Annotated in this window: 26 protein-coding genes; 8 read left to right on the top strand and 18 right to left on the bottom strand. The window is 45.7% G+C overall.

Going from position 1 to position 25879, the window contains the following annotated elements:
* Positions 1 to 203: 203 nt before the first annotated feature.
* On the bottom strand, positions 204 to 1937 hold the full coding sequence (locus A3860_RS19750) for a phospho-sugar mutase (protein ID WP_081148865.1): 1734 nt from the start codon (positions 1935 to 1937) through the stop codon (positions 204 to 206).
* Between the two features lie 193 nt (positions 1938 to 2130).
* On the opposite strand from A3860_RS19750, the gene A3860_RS19745 reads away from it, so the two are divergent.
* Complete coding sequence (locus tag A3860_RS19745) at positions 2131 to 3093, top strand: DUF2279 domain-containing protein (RefSeq protein WP_143774192.1); 963 nt, start codon at positions 2131 to 2133, stop codon at positions 3091 to 3093.
* Positions 3094 to 3273: 180 nt separating this feature from the next.
* On the opposite strand, the gene A3860_RS19740 is transcribed toward A3860_RS19745, so the two are convergent.
* The gene (locus tag A3860_RS19740) at positions 3274 to 3771 is read right to left on the bottom strand and encodes a phosphoribosyltransferase family protein (RefSeq protein WP_081148860.1); all 498 of its coding nucleotides are present in this window, start codon (positions 3769 to 3771) and stop codon (positions 3274 to 3276) included.
* A 116-nt stretch (positions 3772 to 3887) separates the two neighbouring features.
* Between A3860_RS19740 and A3860_RS19735 the strand changes: the two genes are divergently transcribed.
* Complete coding sequence (locus A3860_RS19735; RefSeq protein WP_143774191.1) at positions 3888 to 4535, top strand: carbonic anhydrase; 648 nt, start codon at positions 3888 to 3890, stop codon at positions 4533 to 4535.
* 178 nt (positions 4536 to 4713) lie between these two features.
* Positions 4714 to 6033: a (Fe-S)-binding protein gene (locus A3860_RS19730; RefSeq protein WP_081148857.1), complete on the top strand. Its 1320-nt coding sequence runs from the start codon at positions 4714 to 4716 to the stop codon at positions 6031 to 6033.
* 225 nt (positions 6034 to 6258) lie between these two features.
* Here A3860_RS19730 and A3860_RS19725 read toward each other — a convergent pair whose 3' ends face one another.
* The 13 genes from A3860_RS19725 to A3860_RS19665 form a co-directional block, all read right to left on the bottom strand.
* Positions 6259 to 7110, bottom strand: a complete 852-nt coding sequence (locus A3860_RS19725) for a hypothetical protein (RefSeq protein WP_081148854.1) — start codon at positions 7108 to 7110, stop codon at positions 6259 to 6261.
* A 281-nt stretch (positions 7111 to 7391) separates the two neighbouring features.
* Entirely contained in the window at positions 7392 to 7991 is a 600-nt protein-coding gene (locus A3860_RS19720) for a LysE family translocator (RefSeq protein ID WP_245843577.1), read from the bottom strand.
* 159 nt (positions 7992 to 8150) lie between these two features.
* On the bottom strand, positions 8151 to 9215 hold the full coding sequence (locus tag A3860_RS19715; RefSeq protein ID WP_081148849.1) for an ATP-grasp domain-containing protein: 1065 nt from the start codon (positions 9213 to 9215) through the stop codon (positions 8151 to 8153).
* Positions 9215 to 9952, bottom strand: a complete 738-nt coding sequence (locus tag A3860_RS19710) for an NRDE family protein (RefSeq protein WP_081148847.1) — start codon at positions 9950 to 9952, stop codon at positions 9215 to 9217. Before A3860_RS19710 ends, A3860_RS19715 begins: the two co-directional genes overlap by 1 nt.
* Entirely contained in the window at positions 9940 to 10440 is a 501-nt protein-coding gene (locus A3860_RS19705) for a hypothetical protein (RefSeq protein ID WP_081148845.1), read from the bottom strand. Before A3860_RS19705 ends, A3860_RS19710 begins: the two co-directional genes overlap by 13 nt.
* Positions 10441 to 10519: 79 nt before the next feature.
* Positions 10520 to 11059 (bottom strand): YceI family protein, encoded by a 540-nt coding sequence (locus A3860_RS19700; protein ID WP_081148842.1) that lies wholly within the window; start codon positions 11057 to 11059, stop codon positions 10520 to 10522.
* Between the two features lie 195 nt (positions 11060 to 11254).
* Positions 11255 to 11635: a DoxX family protein gene (locus tag A3860_RS19695; protein ID WP_081148840.1), complete on the bottom strand. Its 381-nt coding sequence runs from the start codon at positions 11633 to 11635 to the stop codon at positions 11255 to 11257.
* A gap of 102 nt (positions 11636 to 11737) precedes the next feature.
* The gene (locus tag A3860_RS19690; RefSeq protein ID WP_081148837.1) at positions 11738 to 12205 is read right to left on the bottom strand and encodes a YHS domain-containing (seleno)protein; all 468 of its coding nucleotides are present in this window, start codon (positions 12203 to 12205) and stop codon (positions 11738 to 11740) included.
* Positions 12206 to 12349: 144 nt separating this feature from the next.
* Positions 12350 to 13048: a Crp/Fnr family transcriptional regulator gene (locus A3860_RS19685; protein WP_081148834.1), complete on the bottom strand. Its 699-nt coding sequence runs from the start codon at positions 13046 to 13048 to the stop codon at positions 12350 to 12352.
* A gap of 177 nt (positions 13049 to 13225) precedes the next feature.
* A complete protein-coding gene (locus tag A3860_RS19680; RefSeq protein ID WP_081148832.1) occupies positions 13226 to 14305 on the bottom strand; it encodes a fatty acid desaturase family protein in 1080 nt (359 codons plus the stop codon).
* A gap of 87 nt (positions 14306 to 14392) precedes the next feature.
* Positions 14393 to 14587, bottom strand: coding sequence for a hypothetical protein (locus tag A3860_RS19675; protein ID WP_081148830.1), 195 nt, complete (start codon positions 14585 to 14587; stop codon positions 14393 to 14395).
* Positions 14588 to 14722: 135 nt separating this feature from the next.
* Positions 14723 to 15106, bottom strand: a complete 384-nt coding sequence (locus A3860_RS19670) for a DUF3037 domain-containing protein (protein ID WP_081148828.1) — start codon at positions 15104 to 15106, stop codon at positions 14723 to 14725.
* On the bottom strand, positions 15084 to 15881 hold the full coding sequence (locus A3860_RS19665; RefSeq protein ID WP_081148826.1) for a HipA family kinase: 798 nt from the start codon (positions 15879 to 15881) through the stop codon (positions 15084 to 15086). Before A3860_RS19665 ends, A3860_RS19670 begins: the two co-directional genes overlap by 23 nt.
* Positions 15882 to 16109: 228 nt before the next feature.
* Here A3860_RS19665 and A3860_RS19660 point away from each other — a divergent pair, with 228 nt between their 5' ends.
* Positions 16110 to 17420, top strand: coding sequence for an acetyl-CoA hydrolase/transferase family protein (locus A3860_RS19660; RefSeq protein ID WP_081148824.1), 1311 nt, complete (start codon positions 16110 to 16112; stop codon positions 17418 to 17420).
* A 146-nt stretch (positions 17421 to 17566) separates the two neighbouring features.
* On the opposite strand, the gene A3860_RS19655 is transcribed toward A3860_RS19660, so the two are convergent.
* Entirely contained in the window at positions 17567 to 18115 is a 549-nt protein-coding gene (locus A3860_RS19655; RefSeq protein WP_081148822.1) for a hypothetical protein, read from the bottom strand.
* 807 nt (positions 18116 to 18922) lie between these two features.
* On the opposite strand from A3860_RS19655, the gene A3860_RS19650 reads away from it, so the two are divergent.
* Positions 18923 to 19585, top strand: coding sequence for a hypothetical protein (locus tag A3860_RS19650; protein ID WP_143774190.1), 663 nt, complete (start codon positions 18923 to 18925; stop codon positions 19583 to 19585).
* A gap of 196 nt (positions 19586 to 19781) precedes the next feature.
* Here the strand turns inward: A3860_RS19650 and A3860_RS19645 are convergent, their stop codons facing one another.
* Positions 19782 to 21131 (bottom strand): alpha-L-fucosidase, encoded by a 1350-nt coding sequence (locus tag A3860_RS19645; protein ID WP_081148818.1) that lies wholly within the window; start codon positions 21129 to 21131, stop codon positions 19782 to 19784.
* Positions 21132 to 21420: 289 nt separating this feature from the next.
* On the opposite strand from A3860_RS19645, the gene A3860_RS19640 reads away from it, so the two are divergent.
* Entirely contained in the window at positions 21421 to 22455 is a 1035-nt protein-coding gene (locus A3860_RS19640; RefSeq protein ID WP_081148816.1) for an LLM class flavin-dependent oxidoreductase, read from the top strand.
* Between the two features lie 87 nt (positions 22456 to 22542).
* Complete coding sequence (locus tag A3860_RS19635) at positions 22543 to 23961, top strand: hypothetical protein (RefSeq protein WP_081148813.1); 1419 nt, start codon at positions 22543 to 22545, stop codon at positions 23959 to 23961.
* Between the two features lie 65 nt (positions 23962 to 24026).
* On the opposite strand, the gene A3860_RS19630 is transcribed toward A3860_RS19635, so the two are convergent.
* The gene (locus A3860_RS19630) at positions 24027 to 24491 is read right to left on the bottom strand and encodes an inorganic diphosphatase (protein WP_081148811.1); all 465 of its coding nucleotides are present in this window, start codon (positions 24489 to 24491) and stop codon (positions 24027 to 24029) included.
* Positions 24492 to 24640: 149 nt separating this feature from the next.
* On the opposite strand from A3860_RS19630, the gene A3860_RS19625 reads away from it, so the two are divergent.
* Positions 24641 to 25795: a sensor histidine kinase gene (locus A3860_RS19625; RefSeq protein ID WP_081148809.1), complete on the top strand. Its 1155-nt coding sequence runs from the start codon at positions 24641 to 24643 to the stop codon at positions 25793 to 25795.
* Positions 25796 to 25879: the final 84 nt, after the last annotated feature.

The raw sequence follows: 25879 nt of genomic DNA, 5'->3' as shown, positions 1-25879 counted from the left end.
AAAGCTGAAGTAGGAAGTAAGAAGTAGGAAGTATGAAATCTTCCTGCCTCATGCTTCCTACTTCATTTAGTAGCGAATATAAGCAGGTTGCAAAAAAGGAAGAGGCTCGAAATACGGGTTCTTCGTACTTCTTACCTCTTACATCTTACTTCGTTTTCCTATATTCTGGTGGGTAACAATTTCATGTCAAAACATCCATCAGATTACTTCAACCCCATATCACTAATAATTCCCTGAATTTTCTTATCCAGCTCTCCATGCACCTGAGTTCCATCGAACTCCGCGGCGCTTTTGATGGTGGTATTTACACTGAAATAGAATTTGATCTTTGGTTCCGTTCCGCTTGGGCGGGCCGAGATCTTGCTGCCATCAGATAAAATGAACTGCAATACATTGGAAGCAGGCAATTTAATATCCCATTCCTCACCGGTTTGCAGGTTCTTCCCCTTCTTCAATTCATAATCGAGCAATTGCACCACCGGTGAACCATTGATGGTCATTGGCGGATTATGGCGGTAACCGTCCATCATCTCGGCAATTTCCTTTTGTCCGTTCATCCCTTTCTTGGTGATGGAGATCAGGTGTTCCTTGTAATAACCGTATTGTACATACAGATCGATCAGTTTTTCAAACAGCGACCGGCCCTTGTCTTTTTCATAAGCGGCCATTTCGCACAACAGGGCAACGGCCGAAACGGCGTCTTTGTCGCGCAGCCTGCTACCGATCATTAACCCATAGCTTTCTTCGCCACCCACTGTGTAATTTTCGCTGGCCTCTTTTTCCTTGATGAGTTCGGCGATCCATTTAAAACCTGTGAGCACATTGTAACATTTCACATTGTTATCGGCTGCAATGCGGTCGATCATGTCGGTAGTTACAATGGTCTTGCATACAAAATCATTCTTTTGGGCAATGCCTTTGGCTTTGCGCGCTTCAATGATATAATTGAATGCCAGTACGGCGGTTTGGTTACCATTCATCAACACCCAGTTGCCCTGTTTGTCTTTGATGGCAATACCTACGCGGTCGGCATCGGGATCGGTTCCCAATAAAATATCAGCATCCAGTGCTTTCGCTTTTTTCAACCCAATGCTCATGGCTTCGCTTTCCTCGGGGTTGGGATAAATAACCGTTGGGAAATTGCCATCGGGTTTGGCCTGCTCTTCAACAATGTGCACATTGGTAAAGCCAAAACGTTGCAGTACCTGCGGAACCAGCATAATACCGGTGCCGTGTATAGGCGTATAAACAATTTTAAGATCGTGCTGGCGGGTGATCACTTCGGGATAAACGCTCAGCTCTTTAACCATATCAATATACGCTGCATCGGCCTCTTGGCCAATGAGGGTAATATTGGCTTCGCCCCCACTCCATTTCACTTCATCGACCGAAGCAATTTTCTCTACTTCCTTTATTACGTTTTTGTCGTGTGGCGGAACCAGCTGTCCACCATCATTCCAGTATGCTTTGTAACCGTTATATTCTTTGGGGTTATGCGAAGCGGTACAAACCACACCGCCCTGGCAGCCCAGTTGCCTGATGGTAAAGCTGAGTTCGGGGGTGGGGCGCAATGCTTCAAATAAAAATACTTTGATGCCGTTGGCGGCCATTACATTGGCAGTGATCTCTGCAAACTGGCGGCTGTTGTTACGGCTATCGTGTGCAATAGCAATACGAATAACACCACCGGGATAGGTTGCATTCAGGTAATTGGCAAAACCCTGGGTGGCCATACCCACCGTATATTTGTTTATGCGGTTGGTGCCAATGCCCATAATTCCGCGCAAACCTCCCGTACCAAATTCCAGGTTCCGGTAAAAAGCATCGGCCAGTTCGTTCGGGTTCTCTTTTTCTAGGCGGGCGATCTCCTGTTTGGCGGCATCGTCGTAGTTTCCGTTTTTCCAAACTTGTACGCGCTGCATAATTGCATCATCCATAGTGCTCAATTTGATGTTAGTATTGAAGGTTTGAAGTTATATAATTTTATGATTTAACGACAGGTTTATTAAGGGAACCGTACTTTTGCGCCATCCAATAAAATTCATAGTGGCTTCTACTATTCAAAAAACATACCTCCCCTTTTTCAGAATACCGACCGCCCTGCTGACCCTTATTTGCTTAAATGTTAATGTGAATGCTCAGGTTAGTTCCCGGTTGCCAGTTCCCGGTTACCAGGACTTTAATGCCCGCATACCCGACAGCAATCAGGCTGCTATTGATTTCAGCCCCGGTACCGGGCAACTGGTATCCGGTACCCGGCAACGCGTATGGCTGATCGCGGGCTCGCATCTCGCTGCCTGGGGCGCCTCCTACATCGCTTTAAACAAAGCCTGGTATGCAGGTTATCCCAAAAGCGATTTCCATTTTTTTAATGATAATGGCGAATGGAACCAGATGGATAAATGCGGCCATACCTGGACGGCCTACCAAATGAGCCGCCTCTCGGCCCGGCTATGGAAATGGTCGGGGTTGAACGAGCGTCAAAGCGCCTGGCTGGGTGGAGCCGCCGGACTCGCCTATCAAAGTATTATCGAAATTCAGGATGGTTTCAGCAGTGAATGGGGCTTTAGCTGGGGCGATATGACTGCCAATACCGTGGGCGCTGCCACCTTTGTTGCCCAGCAACTGGGCTGGCACGAACAACGCCTGCAATTTAAACTCAGCTACTGGCCGTATGACTATAATTCGCCTGAACTGGTTACCCGCCGCGATCAGCTTTTTGGTAAAAGCCTGCCCGAGCGAATGCTGAAAGATTATAATTCGCAAACCTACTGGCTCAGCGCCAACGTGCATGCTTTTTTTCCGGGTTCAAACTGGCCGGCCTGGTTAAATATCGCCATTGGGTATAACAGCAACGGAATGCTGGGCGGGTATGAAAATAAATGGACCGATAAACAGGGCAATACCTTCAGCCGCTACGATATTCCCCGCGAGCGCCATTTTTTACTGTCGCCCGATATTGACCTTACCCGTATTAAAACGAACAATAAATTTTTACGCTCGGTATTGTACATAGCCAATATGGTGAAGATACCGGCGCCTGCGATTGCATTAAGTAAGGGAAAATTTAAATTGTATGCTTTGTACTACTAATAAATTTGTGAATTATGGATCAGTTCCCGGTTTGCCCGTTCCCAGATCCCAGGCTTTAAGGTTCAGTATTCCGCCAATAGTTAAGCTGTTTTTGTTTTCAGCCCCGGTAACCGGTACCTGGTAACTGGCAGCCCCGGTAACCTGCACCCTGCAACAGTTACTTTTATCACAAACGTTCCTCTATTCTAAATAAGCGCCTGTAACAGTATCCCCCTCCACTTCAACAAAAATATGCTCCTGTAATGTAGTAGCTACCGAAAGTCCTACATAATCGGTATTAACGGGGTATGTCTTATGGGTGCGTTCAACCAGCGCCAGTGTCTGGATCTTTTTGGGCAAATAGGCCAGAAAGGGTTTTATAGCATACAGGATGGTTCTGCCGCTGTTGGCCACATCATCGATCACAATGATCACTTTATCGGTAAAATCGGTTTCGCCGCTCAGCTTTATATCGTGCGGCGATCTTTTATCGAGGGAAATATCGATATTCCAGATCTTAATATCGCTGTTTATGGAACGTAACAGTTGCTCTATATTACGGGCTATTACACTGCCATTATCACGAATACCGGCGAGAATGATCTCCTTTTCGTCGATATTGTTTTCTACGATCTCATAGGCTATCCGTTGTAATTTCCGGGCTACAGTTTCTTTATCGAGTATATAGTTACGCGCCATGGATTTTTTGGGGTCAAATCTAAATGAAAGTTCTGAGTTTTAGTACTGCCTGCCCGGTTCTTTGTAAAACCATATGGCCTTACATTTGCCAATATTTCACAATAAACCATCACAATATGCTCTCCTACGACCAGATTTTTGAGAACAACCGTAAATGGGTTAGCCAGCAAACAGCGAAAGATGGAAATTTTTTGGCCAAACTGGCGGGCGATCAGCAACCTGAATACCTGTACATTGGTTGCAGCGACAGCCGCGTAACTGCCGAGGAGATCATGGGCGCCGGCCCCGGCCAGGTGTTCGTACATCGTAACATAGCCAACCTGGTAAATAATGTTGACCTCAATGTTATGGCGGTGCTGAACTATGCCGTACGCACCCTGCAGGTAAAACACATTATTGTATGCGGCCATTATAATTGCGGTGGGGTAAAAGCTGCCATGCAACCTGTTGACCTCGGCATCATGAACCCGTGGTTACGTAATATCAGGGATGTTTACCGCCTGCACGAAAAAGAGCTCGACAGCATTGAGGATGCCACCCTGCGGTACAACCGCCTGGTTGAACTAAATGTAGAAGAACAGGCCATCAACGTTATCAAAACTGCAGCAGTACAATTGAACTATAAAGAAAAAGGCTATCCTGTTGTGCACGGGTGGGTGTTCGACCTGCACAATGGTTTGTTGAAAGACCTGCATATCGACTTTGATGGAATACTGAAACGAATACAAAAGATCTATAATCTTACAGGTGAAAGTGGAGGTTAAGGAATATGCGGAGGTAAGAAATTTAGAGATTTCGGGATTTAGAGATTTTGAGATTTATCGGAAAATTTAATCCTATACAAATCCAAAGATCACGAAATCTAAAAATCAGCAATCTCTTCTTACATCCTACTTCTTACTTCGGCTTCTTTTCAATTACCAAATTAGCTATCTTAGTATTATGTCATATATACCACAAATACTCTTCATTATCATTTCTGCTGTGGCCATCTGGTTCTTCAGTAAAAAGATAATGACCATACGCCGTAATATCCTGCTTGGTAAAGATGCCGACTATACCGATCGTACCGGCGATCGCTGGCGCAATGTGTTTTTGCTGGCGTTCGGACAAAAAAAGATGTTTCGCAATCCTTTAGTGGCAACGATGCACTTTTTTATCTATGCCGGTTTCATTATTATTAATCTGGAAGTACTGGAGATCGTTATTGACGGTGTATTTGGTACTCACCGCATTTTTTCAAAGGCCGGCGGTGTTGTATACCCCTATCTGATCGATGCGTTTGAGTTTTTGGCGGTGACCGTGTTGGCGGGCTGTGTTATTTTTTTGATCAGAAGGAATATTGTGAAAGTAAAACGCCTGGCCAGCCCCGACCTGAATGGATGGCCGCGCAGCGACGCTAATTATATCCTCATTACCGAGATCGTGCTGATGACCCTGTTCCTCACCATGAATGCGGCCGATACTGTTTTACAACAACGCGGCTATGGCCATTATGGGGAGAACGTTACCGGTAATTTTTTATTCTCTTCCATGCTGCATCCTTTGCTGGGCGGGTTGAGCAATAGTGCGCTTGTGGGTGTTGAAAGAACCTGCTGGTGGCTGCATATCCTCGGCATTTTTGCTTTTTTGAATTATATCCCTTTCTCCAAACACCTGCATATATTGCTGGCATTTCCCAACGCCTACTATACACGGCTGCAGCCTATGGGCAAAATGAATAACATGCAGTCGATTCAAAATGAGGTACTGTATGCCATGCAGCCCGAACTGGCGCCAACAAATGCTACGCCTCCAGATAAATTTGGCGCCAAAGACGTCACCGATCTCAGCTGGCGTAATTTGCTCGATGCCTTTTCCTGTACCGAATGCGGCCGTTGCAGTGCGGCTTGTCCGGCCACCATTACCGGTAAAAAATTATCGCCCCGCAAGATCATGATGGCTACCCGCGACCGGGCCGAAGATATTGGGAAGAACATAGATCAAAACGGCGAGTTTAAAGACGATGGTAAAACCCTGCTGCACGATTATATTTCAGTAGAAGAGCTGCGCGCCTGTACTACCTGTAACAGTTGTGTGCAGGAATGTCCGGTAAGTATTAGTCCGCTGGAGATCATCCTTGAGCTGCGCCGTTCACTGATCATGGAAGAAAGCAATGCGCCACAGGAGTGGAACGCGATGTTCAGCAACGTAGAAAATAATTTTGCACCCTGGAAGTTCAGTCCCGATGATAGAGACAAGTGGTTGCAGGAAATGGGCTAAGGTTTTAAAATGATATATTTCTCATAATAGGCTTACGAAGTAGGAAGTTAGAAAAAGTATTTCCTACTTCTTACCTCTTACTTCTTATTTCAGTCTCATACATTCACAATTCTTTCAATTAACACTACCTGCCTCTTATAAAACAAAAAGCCCCCCGATGAATCGGGAGGCCACTAAAACAAACACTATTATTATGGGATGAAATGTTGAAAAACTTTCGTTATATTATTGTAGTGTAACGTTAAAGGTGGTATTGCCAATTGTAACCGTGGCTTTGTTATCGCAACCGGTGCTGCCATAATCAAGCGTACGGGTCAGTTTGCCGGCAGGCGTTACTTCCACTTTACCGCTTTCGAACCAGTAACAGCTCATATTACGAACCAGCGCCTGGGTAATGTTAATAGTATAGGCTTCATTTGCTGCATTGGTACCACTGGCAGAACCGGTGATTGAATACGTGTCATCGAGCAGGTTCAATGGTGTGCTGGAACCGGCCACCCATTCGCGATAGCGGGTCGACACCCAGGTAATGGTACCGCCGTTATTGGCTTTCACAATAGAGCCGTTCACTTCAATCTTATATACCAGGTGTTGTGCTGCATTCAACCCCATATTGGTAGTTGTATGCGTTCCTTTGATCTGGTTATCGTTTACATAGTAGCCATCGTAGGTGATGGTTACTACTGTACCTGACTCGCGGTATTTACCGGTCCAGGTGGCGAGTATTTTACCACGGCGGTAACGGTTATCGGCGCACAAACAATTGCTGGTGCCGAAGTTGATCGTTACTGAACGTGTAGTACTTACTGTATCAATGGTTACTGTGGCGCAAGTGCCCAGTATACCTTCCAGCCGGGCTACGTCCTGGTTGGTAGCTTGTCTGAACGTAAAGCTCGTTCCTGCAGCTACTGATGCATCTACCATGGTATTGGCATCGTTGTAATTCGATTCTGCGAGGGAGTTATCCTGCGCAGGCTGCGTATCGGTGTCATCTTTAGCATCCTTTTTACAGGCAATAAATGAAGTGATCAGAAAGCAGGCCATGAGGCCGAGGAGCATGGATTGTTTTTTTTGCATGGGGTATAATTTAAGAGTCCGGTTTCAGACTACTTGCCGGGCATAAGGTTTAAACGTATAAGGGTTTTTTTTGGTGTGTGGGTTGGCAGGAAAATGATTGTTAAGATGTAATGTGTTGATTAGCAATGCTGTTTTTGTGCCTGTAGGATAAAGAAATAGGAAGTATGAAGTAAGAAGTAGGAAGTTAATAAATTGACAGGTTGACGAGTAATGGCGAGGCCAGGAATTTCAGAACTTTCTTACCTCTTATTTCCTACTTCTGCCTTTAATTACACTATGCCTCATTTTTTCTTCCTGACAATCTTTATACTCATAATGATTGCGGTGATCGCAAACACCCCGCCGATGATCCAGCTAATGAGGTCCTGGTGCGCGTTTAAACGGTTTACGATCAATTGTCCGCCAAAAATAAAGACTGCATTGCCCAGAAAGGTGCCGAGGCCAATACCGGCGATATAGGTGTTATAATGATCGTTGCGGGGTAGTAAGAGTTTTTTCGTGAACAGGGCGGAGCTCCAGCCAAACCAGAAGGGGATCTGGGCCGGGTTAATGGCGCTCATGGCCACCCCCAGCCAAAAGCGATGCAACGTATGGGAAAGAATGATGTTCTTTTGCGCATGCGGACTTGCCGCGGCAACAAAATTCGAAACGGCCAGGGCTGCTATGATGAGCACCGTAAACCATTGGAGCCAGCGGAACAACCTGTTTTGCCGCTGTACCCAATCCATGGCCACCAGCGAAATGCGTACATAGATGATCTCAACCAGTAAAGCGCCCAGGGAAAAATACAATGCCGGCCGTACGCCATCACTAACGGAGATCTGCATGGCCGCAACGTTCAGCGTTCCCAATGGCAAAGTTCCTAGGAAACTAATGAACATTCCCGTGATGAAGATTCTTAAGTACAATTTTCTTAATGTTGTTGAATCGTGAAACTTAAAACGGCATTTCGACTTCGCGCAATGCCTTTTTCATCCCTTTGACTTCGCTCAGGGCCCTGAAATCTGAAGCTTCTTCCTCCTCTTTAGGGGCGGGGGTATCTATTCCGTCATCGCCGCCAGCTTCCGGCTCCAATCCTTTGCTTCCCTGAACATGGCAATGCCTTCGCGCAGGCAAAGATACCGGTGGCCTTTTTTATGATTCATGCGGCTGATGCGGTTGAGTATGATCCAGTGCCGCACGATCTCTTTCCAGGCAAAAAATATTGAATGGCGGGGATCATAAATATGCGTTGGTTCAGCCCCTGCCCCATTTACTTCTATAATTGAAAAGTTACGGCCTTCTTTTAAGGCTTCCCAACTTTCGAAACGAATATCGAGCCGGCCATAATAAAAACCGGGGATCTGTTTACAGATCTTATCAATAACGGCGGTCAGCTTTTCATCGGCCAGGTTGCTTACATCGAGGAATTTGGAACCCCGTGCGTGGTTACCGAATGGTGAAACGATCATTTTTTCGCCTTCGGGTAAAACGAAGTTCAACCCATTGCCATGGATCCTTTTCATGCTGCCGAGGTACATAAGGGCGCGTTTATCCTGTTGCAATAAATGCAGGATGCTATGTTTTCCATCGCCGGTCACCGATAAAAACTCCTTGCCTACGATGCCCGAGATAAAACCGTTTGGCTGGTTGGGATAACGTACGTAGAAAATACCGGCTTCATTTTTCCAGGGAACAAATTCCTGGATGTGAAAATCGAGATAGGCATTGTGTACATAAGCCTTCACGTCCTTTTCATCGCGTAATACCTTTACGCCCCGGCCACGGCCGCCGATATTGGGTTTACCAATGAGGGGAAATTGTAAGCCAGCCCGTTGCAACTCGCGTAACACAATATCGCCATTGGCTGGTATGGAAAAGAAAACCGAGGGCGGATGATATTGCGGCGGTATAATAGTGATAATGTCTTTTTTGCTTTCGCCCAAAAAGCCGCCGTTCTTTATGGTGGGGTTCGATGCGGCGAAGAAAAAGAAAGAGCGTGCCCGAAGGCATAGCAATAGCCAAACCGGGTAAATGCACAGGTATACACTTGTAAAGCTCCAGTATTCCCAGTTAAATAATTTTATAAAGAATGGTCGGTGCACGATGCGTTGTATGCTGTTCATTATCGGCCTGCCAATGATTTTTCAACTGTTAATTGTTGCGTGAAAGCATTGTTGTTCTTAAGATCAAGATAATGCATGTGTGTTGCTTCATCAGTAAGTGTCAACATGGTTACGCTTACGGTAAACACCTGCCCGTTGCGGTTCATGCGCAGGTCGTTATGGGTATCGCCATCACCGGTGAACTGGTGAAAGTAAAGGATATCATCGGGAACAGGTTGTGCCGCAATGCGGGATTGCTGCAGCCATTCACTGAACCAGCTTTTTCTTTTCTCCACCACTTCCCCTTCGTATAAGGTGGCCGATGACCAAATGTGCGGAGTGGCGGCAGATAACCGTTTTACATGCTTTTGATGACCGTCCCAGCGGCATTCAAACAGGTTGCCGGTGCTCCAGATGATGGCGGTGAAGGGTTCTATTTGTTGTAGGCCAATAGCGCTGAAAGCCAGGAAGGGGTCGGCGGAATCTAACAGCTCAAGCAATATCAGCCCCCGACTTTTTCGGTATGGCGGCTGCGGTGTATGGCGCACAAAACCGCCGTTTAAAAATACAATGGCATTACCGTTTTCGTGGGCCGCTATCCAGGTTCCACCGGCATCCCCGTCTTTCGGGAACAACAGGTTGCCCGAAGCGGCGGCGTGAACAGCAGGCGGCCATGCATTGGAACGCCAGTGCTTTTCATCGCGGTTGCTGGTGAGGTATATTTTATCTCCCGCAGGAATGAATGTTACTGTGCACATTGTTTTCGATACTTAATGGTAGAAGTAGCTACCCCGAAATCGTCTGGTAATTGAATGTTGGAAATTTCAGTTATGCCTACCCGTATAAGGGCCATGTGGTGTATCGTATGCTCGAGGTTATAAGCTACCTCGCGGTAATAATTTGTTTCAATGGCAATTGCTTCGGTATGGTGCTCATCGTAGCAGGCTTCGAGGGTGAGCGTTTTGTTGGGCTTGCTCAACCCCCGGTGAATTTCCAGTAACAGGCGGCCCGCCAGCTCCTTATCGGTTTCTATCAATGTGTCGCGCTTACGTTTTTCGTAATTCACAATGCCCGACAGGTAACCTGTTTCGAGGCATTGAAACAACTCAATAATGTGTCGCACATGCTGGCCTATCGTATTGTTGAACAGGGTTTGGCACGATTGGCTGTATTGCGGTGGCGACAACTGGCCGAGTGAGCCAGACAATTGTACAAAAATTGTATTTACGGCTTGTTGTAATTGCATTGGTCGGTTTTGTACTTAAATTTAAACTATTTTTCTATTAAGAATTTCCTGTTTGGCATTTAACCGTTATACCCGAAGATCAGGCTTTCCTTGCTACTACCTTCAGCAATACCGTTAGATGATCACTCACTGTACTACCGCCTCCTACTTTAAAATCGCGCCGGTTCAAATTAAACTGCCCGTTAAATAAATAACCATCGGAAATGGGCTGTGCCGTAAAAGGAAATGAGATATCCTTTGTGATCCCTTTTATGGTAAGTTTACCGGAAACAAATAATGTTCCGTTCTTTTTTGTGCCGGTTACTTTTTCAGATACGAATTTGATCTGTGGATAGTTTTTTACATCAAAATAATCATCGCTTCGCAGGTGATTATCCCGCATTTCAACCCCCGTATTTATCGTATTCGCTTCAATATGCACATCAAAACTGCAGCCAGCGGGATTGTCGGGCGTAAAGGTTATAGTGCCCGCCAGGCCGCTAAAAGAGCCGCCTGTATTGAAGCCGAGGTTCTTTATTTTGAAAGAAACGTCCGAAGCGTTGTCAACAGGGGTATAGATTTGGGCACTACAATAAAAACCAAGCAACAGGAACAGTATAGAACCGGTTATGTACTTCATATAAAAAGCCTTTTAATCTAAAGTAAACCCTGATGACCAATATAAATGTTAAAGTTTTTAAACGCAAAGCGGGGAAAATATTGGACAAAATTCTGATTTAGCGTTTTTGCGATTTTGAGATTTGCTTTAAGATCAAGCCTGCCGGTCTGCAGGCAGCCTTCTGCGCTTTTTTTTAAATCCCGAAATCCTGAAACCTCAAAATCTCAAAACCGGTAACTGCGTGCGGTACTTAATAAGCAGGATCAAACAGCACACAAAAGTGATCACGGCATAAATGAAGAGCACTGCATCGCCGGCGAACACAATACCCAGTTTGGTGAGGTGGAAGAATATGGCGCCGCTCATGAGGCCAAGACCCAGGCCGGCGCCCCACCCTGTTGTGCGCGGGTTCAGGATCAAAATGGAAGCAATGAGCTCCAGCACGCCGGTGCCAATACGGCCCCAGGGTTCCATGCCCAGTTGGGTGAACAATGCCACCGACTGCTCGTGCGCGGTGAATTTGAAATACAGGGTTTGTAACATGATCACGGCCGCTAACAACCGTAAGATCCACATGAATATAGTGTTACTTTTCATTTGCGATGATGTTTTGAGGGCTTAATTTTATATTTCTGATTGCGAGATTTATAGATTTAGAGATTTCTTTATTATCAGGATCTCCGCATTGGATTTCAAATCTCAAATTCCCGAAATTTTCTTCCAGTTGACATCTGCTTTATTTTTCAATCCCATTTCGTCTTTATTCCAACTCGTAAGGGTATTATTGAAGAATTTATTATAGAACAGGTACAACTTGCCGTCGGTGATCTTGAAGGTTTTGGGGTCTATCTCCACTTTCTCGCCCTTGCTGCCCATGGCATAGGCGCACCAGCCGCCGTATTGGGGTTCATACCGGGCCGGGCTCTTTTTAAATTCCTCTTTGTTGGCCGCCGATGAAAAGTAATAAGTAACACCCTGGTAAAAAACGGCCAGGTCTTTACTGCCTTTTACCGCAGCGTTTTGTTTGAAATACGCTACAGGGTCATACCCTTCAATGGCCAGGTTGTGGTTAAGGTTGAATTGTTTGGTACGTGGGTTGTTTTCCTGGGCATTACCGATGGTCACCTGCATCAATAGCAGGCACACAGCTGTTATAAAGTGCTTCATAACTTTTTAAATTTTTGATTGTTTGATGTAGGGATCTTGAGATTTCTTTATTGTCGGGAGTCATGACTTTTATTAAATCCCTAATTCCCTATATCTCAAAATCAGTAATCAAAACTACACGGCCTGGTTCGGCTCGTCTGTCGGCTATACGACATCGCCGTGGTTTTGTATTTTTTTAACATCGGGAAAACAGATCTCATTGCGATTGTAGGTGATCAATCCTTCTGTGGCCAGCTCATTGATAAGGGTGGTAACGGTTTGGCGGCTCGATCCTATGAGGTTGGCAATGTCTTCGTGGGTAAGATAATTGGGAATACAAATGGAATTGGCGGAAGCACCGGCGTGTTTTTGCGCCAGCTGCAATAAAAAATGCTGCAGGCGGGTCTTTACGTCCCTGTTCAGCAGGTTAAGCAACCTGTTTTCGATGTGTCTGAGTTTGGAACCTACCTGTTTGCTGTATTTAAGCGCCAGGGCCGGCTTTTTCTGCAGCAGCTTTTGAAAGTCTTCGATGGAGAAGGCGCAAAGGCTTACTTCGCTTTTATAGGCCTGGGCAAACTCGCCGTTCAGGCTGCTTTTTTCGAGGGTTATTTGTCCGAACAGCTCGCCTTTCTGAATGATCTCCCTGATCACTTCACGGCCGCTGTTGTCAATATAGCCTATGCGAATATAGCCTTCCTTTACGAAGTACAGTTTGTTGTGATGAAAAGCTTCAAAGTAAATATAATCGCCTTTACGGGCCTCAATAAAGTTGTGTACGATGTTCAGCTCATCATACTCTTCATCGGTTAAATGCGCCCACAGGTCGTAATTGCGTATCAGCAGCCATTTGTCATCTGAAAACATGCTCTAAGTTACACAATTGGAGAATAGCTAAAAATTGGTGAGAATGCAAAATGAACCAGTTGCCGGTTTCCGGGTCCCGGTTACCGGGGCTGAAAATCGGAACTACTAATTGTATTCCTGGTAACCGGAAACTGGTAACCGGTTACTGTTACTTGAAATCTGAAATTATACCTGCAATTAAATTGGTTTCTTCCCCAACTCACGAATCATTCGGTAATGCGAGGCAATGGCCGCCTGCATGGTCGGGAACTCATTGTAACCGATGTTGAACTGCTGGCAGGTTTGTTTTACAATGCGGTTGATGGCCGGATAATGTATATGGCTGATGCGGGGGAACAGGTGGTGTTCAACCTGGTAGTTCAGTCCGCCCACATACCAGGAGATAAATTTATTGCGGGGAGCGAAATTGGCTGTTGTTTTTACCTGGTGAATAGCCCATTCGTTCTCGATTTTCATGTCGTCCTGGTGATCATAATGAACGAATTCAGTATGCTCCACCACATGCGCCAGCTGAAATACCACCGCCAGGGTTAAACCCAGGGTCAGGTTCAGGGCAATAAAACCAAACAACCAGGGCATCCAGCCTAATTGATAGATGGGGATCACAATAAAAAAAGCTGCATATAAAGCTTTGCTTACCCAAAAGATCACATGTTCCTTGAAATCCATCTTCGTCATGGGGGTAGTATGCACTTTCTGGTTAAAATATTTGGTAAAATCCATTACAAAGAACCAGGCCAGTGAAGTAAAGGCATATAGAAGAAAGCCATATATGTGCTGGTAGCGGTGTGGCGGAAGCCATTTCTGGGTTTCGCACTGGCGCATCAACGGGCTCAGCGCAATGTCATCATCTACCCCGTCGATGTTGGTATAGGTATGGTGAACGATATTATGTTTGAATTTCCAGATATAAGTGTTGCCGCCCAGTAAATTCGAGCTCAGGGCCATGGTGTCGTTTACCCAGCCTTTGCTTGAATAGCTGCCATGACAGGCATCGTGCATTACATTAAAACCGATACTTGCTAAAACGAATCCCAATAAGCAGCACAGTAAAATAGCCAAAACGGCAGGCATAGCGGGTATTAAGATCAGGAGCGCATAAATAAGTATGGCCCCGGGCGCTAAAATGGCTGTTTTGGAATACAGTCCCCAATTACCGGTCTTTTTTATTTGCGCTGTAGCAAAATATTGATCAACGTTTGATTTCAGCGTATTGAAAAAGCTCTTGTTCTTATTATTAAAGGTTACTTTATGCATAGTAATGCGAAAAATTGTTTTTGTATCAACTTTAACTACAAATCAAAAATGCTGCTACCAGGAGAGCCTTTTTATTTCCAGCGGGGTTTAATACGTCTGATTTTTGAGCGGGGCAAAGGTAAAGAAAGAAATGTTAAAGAACCCCCATTTAAAAAATGATTTCAAAATGATAATTGTCATACGAACGTTGGTAAACACCACTTCGTAAAATTGGGGATAACTGGCAGGGAAAGTTGCACTTACTGTGCGTTGTTCTTCATATGACGGCAGTGGAAATTTCATGCAAAACTGGTTTTAACAGCATAGAAATATGCACCGTGTTGAGCAAACTCTATGCCATGAAGGATATTGGATCGTATTGTTAAAATTACCTGTTGATTAACGAATTATTATCCTAAGAATTGTTGCTGCCACAAATTACAATACCAATTGTTCGTGCAGGCGTTTTAACGCCTCCTGCGGGTTGGCACAAAAACCCGGATGCACGCGTGAAGTTTGCAAAATAGTGCTGCGTTGTGCGGTGAGCCACCTGAAACGCGAAGGCATATCGAGCTGTGCAATGGGGCCGCCGTCTTTAGCGCCCGCACAGATCTTTTCAAATGCCAGCAAATAAGCCTGTATTTCGTCGATATCGGCTTTTTCATCGAGGGCTTTCAGCCGGGTTTCATTTACGGTGTGCATGGCGCCAAGGAATTTTTTCTCCTTGCTGAACAAAATAATGCCCACATTGCAGAATTCTTCCCGTTCTACCCGCGGCACAATACGAATAACGGCGTACTCAAATAAGTATTTTTCCTGCATGTTGGGCTTCTTTTACAAAAATGTGTGACGATGCTATTCGGGTTATTAAAAAATCGGCGTACACCTGGCGGCGTTCGGCAATAGTTGCTTCCTGTTCATCGGTTGCCAGCCACTCATCGGGCAGCAGCGCAACAATGGCGCGAATGCGTTCTTCTGTCAATATTGCTTTGTATTCGGCATCCACTTCGGCCAGTTGTGTTGCCTGTGGCAATAACACATGGTCTTTTACCTGCGCAAATGGTTTTAATGCCTGTTCTTTCCAGTTGTTCCAGGAATGATGGAAATATAAAGTAGCCCCATGGTCGATGAGCCAAAGTTCTTTATGCCAGATGAGCATATTCGTGTTGCGTGCCGTGCGGTCAACATTCATCAGTAAACAATCGAGCCACACTATTTGCGAAGCCAGCCTTGCTGCTACTTTGGTAACTGCGGGGTCAAAAGTAATGGCGCCCGATAAATAATGCAGGGCCAGGTTCTGTCCAACACTTGCTTTTAACAGGTCCTGTATTTCTTCATCGGGTTCTGTACGGCCGAAAGCGGTGTCGAGGTTGGCGAATACGAGCTCGGGAACTTTCAGCCCCAGGGTACGCGCTATTTCGCCACCGATCAATTCGGCGATCAGCGCTTTTATCCCCTGCCCTGCTCCCCTGAATTTCAGCACATACATAAAGCCGTCATCTGCTTCTGCAATGGCGGGTAGTGAACCGCCCTCGCGCAGGGGCGTTACGTAACGGGTTACGTTCACTGTTCTTATTTCCAGGTTTTTTGCCGGCATAAAAAATGGGGCTAAAAATAGCCTAAATTTATTGATTGCGTGTTTTTATATAGCGCAAAAAAAAGGCCCGGTATTGCGGAACGTTTTTCGTATAATGTCCGGTCATCCAAACCCGGCTACTTTTCAAATTGCTGCTAACCCGGCTGATCTTTTTCACAGGTTGACCTGACAATAATCAGTTTAAACAATTGGCCGCCGTTGTAATCTTGTATCCGTAAACAGGCATTTATGACAACAGCAAAATATTGTACCGCAGCAGAAGCCGTAAAAGTTATACAGAGTGATCAACGGGTATTTTTACATGGAAGCGCCGCTACCCCATTACACCTGATAAAAGCATTGCAACACCGCTATACCGAACTACGCAATGTAGAACTCGTAAGCATCACCACCCTGGGCGATATTGATTTTGGCAGGCGCGAATACCGGAACAGCTTTTTCTTTAATTCCCTTTTTGTGTCGGCCAACGTGCGCAACGTAGTGAACAGTGAGCAGGGCGATTATGTACCGGTTTTTTTAAGCCAGATACCACAATTGTTTAAACGAAATATTCTACCCATTGATGTGGCATTAATTCAGGTATCGCCGCCCGACCGGCATGGGTTTTGTACCCTCGGAACTTCAGTGGATATTGCCCGTGCCGCGGTTGATACTGCCCGCATCATCATTGCGCAGGTAAACCCGCAAATGCCCCGCACCCATGGCGATGGATTTATTCATATTGATAAAATTGACCTGCTGGTAGAACATGAATGCGCGTTGCCCGAAGTGAATTATGCCGGCAAAGTGAACAGTGCTATTGAACAGATCGGAAAAAATGTAGCTTCCCTTATCGAAGACGGGGCCACGCTGCAAATGGGCATTGGTAATATCCCCGACCAGGTGTTGAAGAACCTCACCGGCCATAAAGACCTGGGCGTACATACCGAAATGTTGAGCGATGGTGTAATTCCTTTGATAGAACAGGGCATCATCAATAACAGGCGTAAAAAGCTGAATGTAGGCCGGTCGGTAACGGGTTTTATAGCGGGAACGCGCGCCCTGTACGATTTTGTGAACGACAATCCCGCCATTCGCGTCATGGCTATAGAATATGTGAACGATACAAGCATCATTCGCCAGAACCCGAGGGCCACGGCCATCAATAGCGCGCTGGAAATTGATCTTACCGGACAAATATGCGCCGATTCTATTGGTACCTATCAGTATTCGGGCATTGGCGGACAAATGGATTTTATGCATGGCGCTTCTTTGTCGCAGGATGGGAAAGCCATTATTGCCCTGCCTTCCACTACTTCAAAAGGCATCTCACGCATTGTGCCCTTTTTAAAAGAAGGCGCCGGCGTGGTTACCACGCGGGGGCATGTACATTGGGTAGTTACGGAATACGGGATCACCGATTTGTTTGGTAAGAACCTGAAACAGCGGGCGCAGGCGTTGATCAACCTGGCGCATCCCGATCACCGGGAAGAACTGGACAAGGCGGTGTATGAACGGTTCTATAAAAAGGCGGTAAGTGAAAAAACTACGGCCTTATAATTTCCACAAAAGGTTCTTTATACGGCCCTGGCTACAAGGGTTTCAGGATCATCGATGAAAGGGATTGCACCAACCTGTTGGCGCATGAAAAAATATAAAAGCCGCCCCGGAATTCGGGGCGGCTTTACTTCAAGTTGTATGCAAAATTATTTCTCGCTCAGGCTCACTCCTACTGAAACACGGGTTTCGTCCATGAACAGGTTCAATTCAGTTGGTTTGGCGCCGGCAGGAATTTTATACGTCCAGGTTTCTTCTTTTGAAGTGGCTTCGGGTTCTGCCCGCAAATAATCGGTACCTGAATCGTGGGTGATGGTGGTACCGTTGTCTAATTTCAACCGGGAATTAGTATAATCAACATGGATACTGTAGCCTTCGCCGATCTTGTTTTTATTGGTGAGGGTAAGCTTGAACGATACTTCAATACCATTATCTTTACCATCGGCATCGGTTAATGCCATGGCTGTGGCGCCGGTCACTTTTACCAGGGCTTCTTTCTTTTTACCTAAAATAGCAGAATCAGGTGTGATGGTCACTTTGTATTCTTTGGGCTGATTGGCTGCAGGCTTTTTTTCTTCGCTGCCGGAAGTTTGTTGGGTAGAACCGGTTGCTTCGCTGGTCTCTTCTTTTTTACCACCTTTACAGGCCGAGAACACAAGGACAGTCGCAATAAGAGAGAGGGTAATTACTCTTTTCATAAAAAAAATTGAGGTTTAAATGTTCCAATTGAATAAGCATGCAAATAAAATGTATTTAACAGCAAAGCAATATGAACTTATCAACAATACCTACTTACCTTAGTCCTGATGTATTGCTTTCTGGTTTATATGCGTAATAGGTTGCGGCTTCGATCATTTTGTTACAGGAAGGTTTAGTTGGGATGGAAATATTCTTAACAAATGAGATATAAATTGAATGTGATTGGGCGAATAAAACGTATCTTTAATTGACCATTCTTTAAGCTTCATGCTCTTTGTGAGCACCTCCAAAAGGCCCAAAAAGTTGAGTATGGGCCGCCGTCTTTCCTCTTTCTATTATTTCCCTTTTTATTACTTATTCTTTATCCCGGGTTGTAACCGGGACCGGCTTTGCTTCGCCCATGCTTCGTACCGGCTTCGCCTGTTTCCCGTATTTATTCCGTACATGTCTCGTATATGTGCCGTATATAAGCCGTTCCTTTAAAAGAACGGGACATGTTCGGCATATTTGCTAAACAGGTAGCCGATAAGTATGTAATAATAGCGAAGCCGATGCGAAGCTAATACGAAGCAGGTACGCTTCCGGTGTTGATGCGGGGGTAAAGCTTAGGTAATAAATTGAAGTAAACGAAGGGGGCAATTCCAGGCGGAATTAATGTGTGGTATATACGTCAGGTGTAATGTGTAAAATATAGTTAACCTGCACGTTAAACCGAAGATACAGGTATTTTCGTAAATTACAATATGTTTTTTCGGTCACGCCAGGGCTTTAGGGCCGGGCTTTTTATCACCATTAAACCAACCAGTATGGGAAAATTCAATCCAAACTCCACCTTTACAGGTTCTGTAGGCAATCTCTCTATCTATAATGTCAGAGGACTTGATAAACCGGTTGTGCGAACAAAAGGGGGGCCTACCAAAAGGCAAATAAAAACAAAGCCTTCTTTTGCCGCCACCCGCAGGAACAATAGTGAATTTGGCGGAAGGGCTAAAATTACCCGCCAGGTTATGGACGCCTTGCGCCCGTTGAAATATTTGGGTGATTATAACATTGCCGGTCCGCTCAATTCCCTATTTATACCCATACAGGCGCTGGATACAGAAAGTGAGCATGGGCAACGCAGTATTGAGCTCTCCAAAAATCCGGGCCTGATGCAGGGCTTTAATCTCAACCGCCGCACGCCATTCAATACCATTATTGCTAACCCACTGGAATATACGTTGTCGAAAGAAACATTGATGGGTGCTGTTACTATACCTGCATTGATACCGGGGGTAAACTTTTTCGTGCCTGGCAATTACTCCTGGTATAAGTTCATTGCCGTATTCGGTATAATCCAGGATATGTTCTATGATCCTAAAGGGTACGTGAATAAAGCAGGAAAAGAAGTACGCTGGAGTTTTTGCAAGTTCCGGGAAACAGACCACAATCACCCGCATTCACCATATTTGCCAGCCTTACATCGCTGAGAAAGGAATTTAAAGAAGCGATCAGCCTGGATGCCTACAGTTGTATACTGGGCATTGGCATTGCCTTTGGCAATATGCCAAACGGCCATATTGAAATGGTTAAATACGTTGGTGGCGCCGGCGTGCTGGGGATGGTGTGAAACGGGCTAACCTGTGAGGTGAACAGCATTAACCTGTTCAGCCAGGGTACATCTTACTAGCTAGCTTCCAGCACAATGATCGTATCGGGCCCATCTATTGTTATACCTTCTGTTGAAATAGTAATTCCGGTTTTTTGTTTGGTGAACTTTACCGGCGTATTGCTGCCCAGCAGTTTGGCCGACTTTATTTTGAGCTTTGCATCGGGTATTTCAATGCTGTTGCTTTCGGGCGCTTTGAACAAATGCAGATAGATGAGCTTTCCCTTTTGGGTGGTTACACCCCAGGGTTGTGGTGACAGGGGGCCGCCCCGGGTGCCATACACGCTTTCGCCATATTGCTGCAGCCACTTCCCTGCCCCGGCCAGTGTATCGGTAAATTCTGATTGTATCAATCCGGTAGGCATGGGCCCTACGTTCAGCAACAGATTGGCATCGCGGCCGGCTGCGCCCACCAGCAATTGCACTACCTGCTTTACTGATTTGTAATTGCGGTCGGTGATGTTATATCCCCAGGCGCCATTGGTTGTTTCGCAGGTCTCGAGCGGCAGGGCAGATGCCTTTTGAAAGCTGAGGCCCGATTTATTTTCGCCCGGCAGGTCGCGTTCGAACATTTGAAAATCTTCCCCATCTATAGGCGATAAATGATGGTTATTGCCGATCATACATTGCGGCTGCAATTTATGAATGAGGCTATAGATCTCGTCGTACTTCCAGTCAATGCGTGAAGAACGGTCGGCCTGGCCTTCGGGATTGGTTTGGTCCCAATGACCATCGAACCAGATGCACATGATATCGCCATAATTGGTGAGCAGTTCGGTAAGCTGGTTCTTCATGAATTGCAAATACGAGGCATAATCGCTTTTTCCGGTTCTACCCGTACCCTGGCCGGTGCGACCGGTTTCCCTGGGATAATCGGTGCGGTACCAGTCGAGCAGGGAATAATAAAGCCCCAGTTTGATGCCCTGTTTTTTACATTCTTCAGCAAGCATTTTCAGCACATCTTTACCATAGGGCGTATTGGTTATTTTCCAGTCGGAATATTTGGTGTCCCAGTTTGAATACCCATCGTGGTGGCGGGTAATGAAAACAATGTATTTCATGCCGGCGTTCTTTGCCGTGGCCACCCATTGTGCGGCATTGAAATCAACGGGGTTGAAAGCGCGCAGCAGGCGGGTATAATCAACCACTTTAATATTCCGGTTATTCATTACCCATTCGCCATCGGCCAGCATGCTCGAGAGTCCCCAATGAATGAACATCCCGAATTTATCGACCTGGTATTGTTGGCGGGCTGCTATATTCTGTGCGGCGGGTTGGTAATGGCCCGTGCCAGTGGTGGCGGTTTGTGCCAATAAACAACCGGTTGACAGGAGTAAGCTGGTAATAGCGAATGCAATTCGTTTCATGGCGTGAATGTAAGATTTTAGCATTAATTAAAACAATCTCCCGCAATCGGTTGCTTTTGTTCGGGGGTGAGATCGCTTACATGGAGTATAGTGGGTATGTTGAACTTATTTGCCATACTTTTGGTTGTATGGGGGTGAATGGGCAATGGTCAATGGTGAATGGTCAATGGTGAATAGCTCGCGAATTTTGAAAATAATGACCAATCCTGCACCACCGGAATAATTTGCCCATTGCCTTCACCATTCACGAATAACAATTGCTATATCAATCATAGGAGAATCAATTTATATGGAAATAGGTGTCAGTACTTTCGTTGAATTAACGCCCGATACCGCTACGGGCAAAAGCATTTCGCAGCATCAGCGCATGCGCGACCTGATGGAAGAAGTGGAGTTAATGGAACAGGTTGGGCTCGATGTATTTGCCGTTGGCGAACACCACCGGCCCGATTTTATCGCTTCCTCCCCTGCTGTTATCCTGGCTGCTGCAGCGGCCAAAACAAAAAATATAAAGCTTTCCAGCGCAGTGACCGTATTAAGCTCCGCTGATCCCGTACGGGTGTTCCAGGATTTTGCCACGGTTGACCTGTTGAGTGATGGCCGGGCCGAGATCATGGCCGGCCGGGGTTCCTTTATTGAATCGTTCCCGCTGTTTGGTTACAACCTCAACGATTATGATGAACTGTTTGCCGAAAAGCTCGATCTGCTGCTACAGATCAATAAAAGTGAAAAGGTGAACTGGCGGGGCAAGTTTCGCTCGCCCATTCAAAACCAGGGCGTGTATCCAAGGCCTTTTCATGATCAATTACCGGTATGGATAGCAGTTGGCGGCACTCCCAATTCAGTGACGCGGGCCGCTACTTTGGGTTTACCGCTTGCCATGGCGATCATTGGGGGCAGTCCGGAGCATTTTGTGCCATTGGCCGACTTATATAGAAACACTTATAAAAAAGCCGGTCATGATGAAAGCAAGCTGCAATTGGCGGTGCACTCACATGGCTATATAGCCGATACCTCGCAACAGGCGGCCGATGAATTTTTCCCTTCGTACCAGTATGTAATGACGCAGTTGGGCAAGGAACGTGGCTGGCAACCGATGTCGCGCCAGGCGTTTGAAAATATGCGCAGCAAACGTGGTGCACTGCTGGTGGGCAGTGCGCAGGAAGTAACGGAAAAGATATTGTATGAACAGGAGTTGCTGGGCCTCACCCGGTTTTTATTACACATCAGTGTGGGCACCATGCCGCATAGTAAAGTGATGCGGGCCATTGAATTATTGGGAACTAAAGTGGCGCCGGAGCTGAGAAAACACCTGAAGAAATAGTGGTTAGTTACTGAGTTATTCAGTTAGTAAGTTATTGTGTTTAATTAAAGAACTTACTAACTTACGAACTGAATAACTTGTTCGTCTATGAAATTGCACCGGTTTGTTGTTTTATTTCTGGTCATACTTTGCACGCAATCATGTGCCGGCGATAACCGCAATCCCAAACGAACGGATAGTATTGCAAAGGATACCGTTATAGCCACCTCTGCTGCATCGCCCGATTCTTTTCCAATTGGAAAGCTGATCGATACCGTGCCCTGTACGGGCAATGCCACCCAGTCGTATGCCCTGTACATACCTGCTGTGCAAAATAAGACACCATTACCAATAGTCTATTTTTTTGATCCGCATGCGAGCGGTTCATTACCCCTGCGCAAATACCAGCAACTGGCCAATAGTTATGGTTTTATTTTGGTGGGAAGTAATAACTCAAAGAACGGGAATAGCTGGGACCAGGCAGAAGCGACCTGGCAGGCCCTTTCTGCTGATACCAGGAGAAGACTGAACATAGATCCTCAACGAATATATACAGCCGGGTTTTCGGGCGGCGCCAAGGTGGCCGGCTATGTGGCCTTACAACATCCCGAAATAAAAGGGGTTATTGCCAACAGTGCCGGTTTGCCCGATGGTGCTCCGGCCGATAATTACGGGTTCAGCTTTACCGCCATTGCCGGTGAAGGTGATATGAATATGACCGAGCTGGTAGCCATCAATGCCGCATTTGATAAAACTTCTACCCCACACCGCATTCTCTTATTCAATGGCAAACACGAATGGGCGCCCGAAGCAACGATGAACGAAGCCTTTACCGGTTTTCAGTTCGATGCCATGCGCAATAAAGGGCTGCCGGTGAATGAAGCGCTGATCAATAGTTTTACCGGTTCCAGCAAAAATGCTGTTGAAAAAAGCAACAAAGAAAACAAACTGGTGCAGGCGGTGGCGCAATGCACCCTGGCCATCAACCTGCTGAAGGGAATATCGAATGAAAGCAGCTGGTTTGAACAGCAATCTGCTGCTATTACCAGTAAACCGGCTTACCAGCATCAACTGCAGGCGAAACAACAGTTGCTTGAAAAGGAACAGCAGATCAAAAGCCAGTATATGCAACAGTTTCAGCAGGGCGATATGAATTACTGGACGAAGACGATCGACGACCTGCAGGCAAAAGCCAAAGCCCAAACTGCCGATGGCGCCATGTACCAGCGTTTACTGGCCTATTTATCACTGGCTTTTTATTCGTACAGCAACCAGCTGATAAAAAACAACCAGAATGAGCCCGCGCAATATTTTGTGAACCTGTATAAAATGGCCGACCCCACCAACAGCGAAGCCTGGTATTTTTCTGCCATCTTACAGGCAAGGAAAAACGAAGTAAAGGGCGCCGAAAACGATCTGTTAAAAGCAGTGGCCTGTGGTTTTAATGAAAAAGAGCGTTTGCGTTCGCAACCAGAATTTCACAGTGTTGGAATAAATTTTTCGAGAATAGAAAAGGCAATTAAGTAAGTTATTTAGTTTAAAGTTTAAAGTTCAAAGTTCACAGTTTTTTATCAGGAACTTTAAACTGTGAACTATTTGCCTTTAACTAATTCCATCGCCTGCAACGTGTTCAAGTCAGCCTCCCATTGAACGGTTTTCCCTTCGGCCTGCAGATAGGTAGAGAAGAACAATTTGATGCTGTCAATTAATTCGGTGGATAATTCTTCAAGCGACGTGATGCGGTCGTAGACCGTGCTTTGTTCAAGTATCCCGATAAACCGGTCATTACGATAAGGTTTTTTGCCGGCAACCTGTGTGGCCTGTAAACAGCCCACCAGTCGTACATCCATTACACAGCCGGGAAACCCCTGGTATTCTGAAAGTACCATAATATCTAGCGGGTCTCCATCTTCACCCTTTGTGCCGGGAATAAAACCAAAATCAAATGGAAATACGAGCCCGGGCGGCAATACTTTTTTCAATCTAAACAATTGTAAGCTTTTATCATATGTATATTTCTGGCGGCTTCCTTTGGGCGTTTCAATGATGATATCCATCAGGTAATGGTTTGATTATTTTTTGCATCAAAAGGTGTACCTTAATATTGGATTAAGAGTGTTTGAACAGGTTATTTAAATTAATGACCCAGGTTCTTTTTTAACCCTTGGAAGTTGACAATGCTGACTTTAACAGTAAACTTACTTCTATGCGTAAAGCGGCTTTTCAGCAAACATCCCACCCTGATTTGTATGAATTGCTAACCGATAACAGTATTGACCGGGTTATGGCTATCGATGAGCAATGGTGCGTGATCGCCTGGAACAAAACGGCGGCTTTAATTACCGGAATACATAAAGATGATATCATTGGCAAATCTTTGCTGCAGGTATTTGCGCAATTAAAGGAAGATCCAGAGATGATTGACGCCATTCAATCTGCATTCAGGGGCTATAAAACTTTTGTTCCGGCCCGTACCGGCTTGTTTAACCGGGAAAATTATGAAAACCATTTTATTCCTCTCACCAATGAAGCGGGCAAGGTAAAGAGCGTTATGAATATCATGCATGATGTAGCCGGGCGGGTAAAAGCGGAAAAGAGATTGCAGGAAGTGAATGAGGCGCTGGCACAGCAATATCGTCAACTGGAAACCGTCACTACCGAAATGGCCACTTTTACTTATATCACCAGTAACGAAATAAAGGAACCCTTACGGCATGTGTATACTGCCTTTGAATTGCTGGTGAAATCGGAAGGAAAGGTGTTATCGAATGGCGGCAAGGCCAACATCCGCCGCATTCAGGCATCGATCAATAAAATTAACCTGTTACTGGATGATATCTGGGCGCTGAGTCATATCAACAGTTTCAAACAGGTGCGCAATAACGTTGACCTGAACGAAGTGTACAGGGAAGCCCTGGTAAAGCTGGAAAAAAAGATCACTGAAAGGGGGGCTGTTATTGAAACAGACGGTTTGCCGTTGATACCCGGTTATAAAGACATGCTGCAAACCCTGTTCGTTAACCTCATTGATAACGGGCTGAAGTTTCAGGAGAAAGGGAATCAGCCCTATATCAGGATTGCCAGCCATGCAATTGACTCAGCCGATTTGCCACCCGGGTTTCAAAGTAATAAACCAATAGTACAGGTTTCTTTTACTGATAATGGCATCGGCTTTGATCCTGTGCATGCCGACCGGGTTTTTATCATGTTTGAAAAATTACATCCCAAAAGCCTGTATCATGGTTCGGGTATGGGACTTACCATTGCAAAGAAGATCGTGGAAGCGCATGATGGGTTTATACAAGCCATTGCCCAGCCGGGAAAGGGGGCAACAATAAAATGTTATTTACCTGCGGAATGAATTTGAAATCCCCAATAGTCAATGTTACTGTTACCGGTTGCCGGTTCCCTGTTACCGGGCGAAAATCCGGCGGGCCCAATGATT

The organism is Niastella vici, assembly GCF_002077945.1.
Taxonomy (GTDB): domain Bacteria; phylum Bacteroidota; class Bacteroidia; order Chitinophagales; family Chitinophagaceae; genus Niastella; species Niastella vici.
Note: the sequence above shows the minus strand (reverse complement) of the source record. Positions and strands in the feature narration are given on the sequence as shown.

Excerpts from the sequence above, each read along its gene's own strand:
- A3860_RS19750 (WP_081148865.1), bottom strand. The coding sequence starts at position 1,937 with ATGGATGATGCAATTATGCAGCGCGTACAAGTTTGGAAAAACGGAAAC.
- A3860_RS19740 (WP_081148860.1), bottom strand. The coding sequence starts at position 3,771 with ATGGCGCGTAACTATATACTCGATAAAGAAACTGTAGCCCGGAAATTA.
- A3860_RS19735 (WP_143774191.1), top strand. The coding sequence starts at position 3,888 with ATGCTCTCCTACGACCAGATTTTTGAGAACAACCGTAAATGGGTTAGC.
- A3860_RS19730 (WP_081148857.1), top strand. The coding sequence starts at position 4,714 with ATGTCATATATACCACAAATACTCTTCATTATCATTTCTGCTGTGGCC.
- A3860_RS19725 (WP_081148854.1), bottom strand. The coding sequence starts at position 7,110 with ATGCAAAAAAAACAATCCATGCTCCTCGGCCTCATGGCCTGCTTTCTG.
- A3860_RS19720 (WP_245843577.1), bottom strand. The coding sequence starts at position 7,991 with ATGTTCATTAGTTTCCTAGGAACTTTGCCATTGGGAACGCTGAACGTT.
- A3860_RS19715 (WP_081148849.1), bottom strand. The coding sequence starts at position 9,215 with ATGAACAGCATACAACGCATCGTGCACCGACCATTCTTTATAAAATTA.
- A3860_RS19710 (WP_081148847.1), bottom strand. The coding sequence starts at position 9,952 with ATGTGCACAGTAACATTCATTCCTGCGGGAGATAAAATATACCTCACC.
- A3860_RS19705 (WP_081148845.1), bottom strand. The coding sequence starts at position 10,440 with ATGCAATTACAACAAGCCGTAAATACAATTTTTGTACAATTGTCTGGC.
- A3860_RS19700 (WP_081148842.1), bottom strand. The coding sequence starts at position 11,059 with ATGAAGTACATAACCGGTTCTATACTGTTCCTGTTGCTTGGTTTTTAT.
- A3860_RS19695 (WP_081148840.1), bottom strand. The coding sequence starts at position 11,635 with ATGAAAAGTAACACTATATTCATGTGGATCTTACGGTTGTTAGCGGCC.
- A3860_RS19690 (WP_081148837.1), bottom strand. The coding sequence starts at position 12,205 with ATGAAGCACTTTATAACAGCTGTGTGCCTGCTATTGATGCAGGTGACC.
- A3860_RS19685 (WP_081148834.1), bottom strand. The coding sequence starts at position 13,048 with ATGTTTTCAGATGACAAATGGCTGCTGATACGCAATTACGACCTGTGG.
- A3860_RS19680 (WP_081148832.1), bottom strand. The coding sequence starts at position 14,305 with ATGCATAAAGTAACCTTTAATAATAAGAACAAGAGCTTTTTCAATACG.
- A3860_RS19675 (WP_081148830.1), bottom strand. The coding sequence starts at position 14,587 with ATGAAATTTCCACTGCCGTCATATGAAGAACAACGCACAGTAAGTGCA.
- A3860_RS19670 (WP_081148828.1), bottom strand. The coding sequence starts at position 15,106 with ATGCAGGAAAAATACTTATTTGAGTACGCCGTTATTCGTATTGTGCCG.
- A3860_RS19665 (WP_081148826.1), bottom strand. The coding sequence starts at position 15,881 with ATGCCGGCAAAAAACCTGGAAATAAGAACAGTGAACGTAACCCGTTAC.
- A3860_RS19660 (WP_081148824.1), top strand. The coding sequence starts at position 16,110 with ATGACAACAGCAAAATATTGTACCGCAGCAGAAGCCGTAAAAGTTATA.
- A3860_RS19655 (WP_081148822.1), bottom strand. The coding sequence starts at position 18,115 with ATGAAAAGAGTAATTACCCTCTCTCTTATTGCGACTGTCCTTGTGTTC.
- A3860_RS19650 (WP_143774190.1), top strand. The coding sequence starts at position 18,923 with ATGGGAAAATTCAATCCAAACTCCACCTTTACAGGTTCTGTAGGCAAT.
- A3860_RS19645 (WP_081148818.1), bottom strand. The coding sequence starts at position 21,131 with ATGAAACGAATTGCATTCGCTATTACCAGCTTACTCCTGTCAACCGGT.
- A3860_RS19640 (WP_081148816.1), top strand. The coding sequence starts at position 21,421 with ATGGAAATAGGTGTCAGTACTTTCGTTGAATTAACGCCCGATACCGCT.
- A3860_RS19635 (WP_081148813.1), top strand. The coding sequence starts at position 22,543 with ATGAAATTGCACCGGTTTGTTGTTTTATTTCTGGTCATACTTTGCACG.
- A3860_RS19630 (WP_081148811.1), bottom strand. The coding sequence starts at position 24,491 with ATGGATATCATCATTGAAACGCCCAAAGGAAGCCGCCAGAAATATACA.
- A3860_RS19625 (WP_081148809.1), top strand. The coding sequence starts at position 24,641 with ATGCGTAAAGCGGCTTTTCAGCAAACATCCCACCCTGATTTGTATGAA.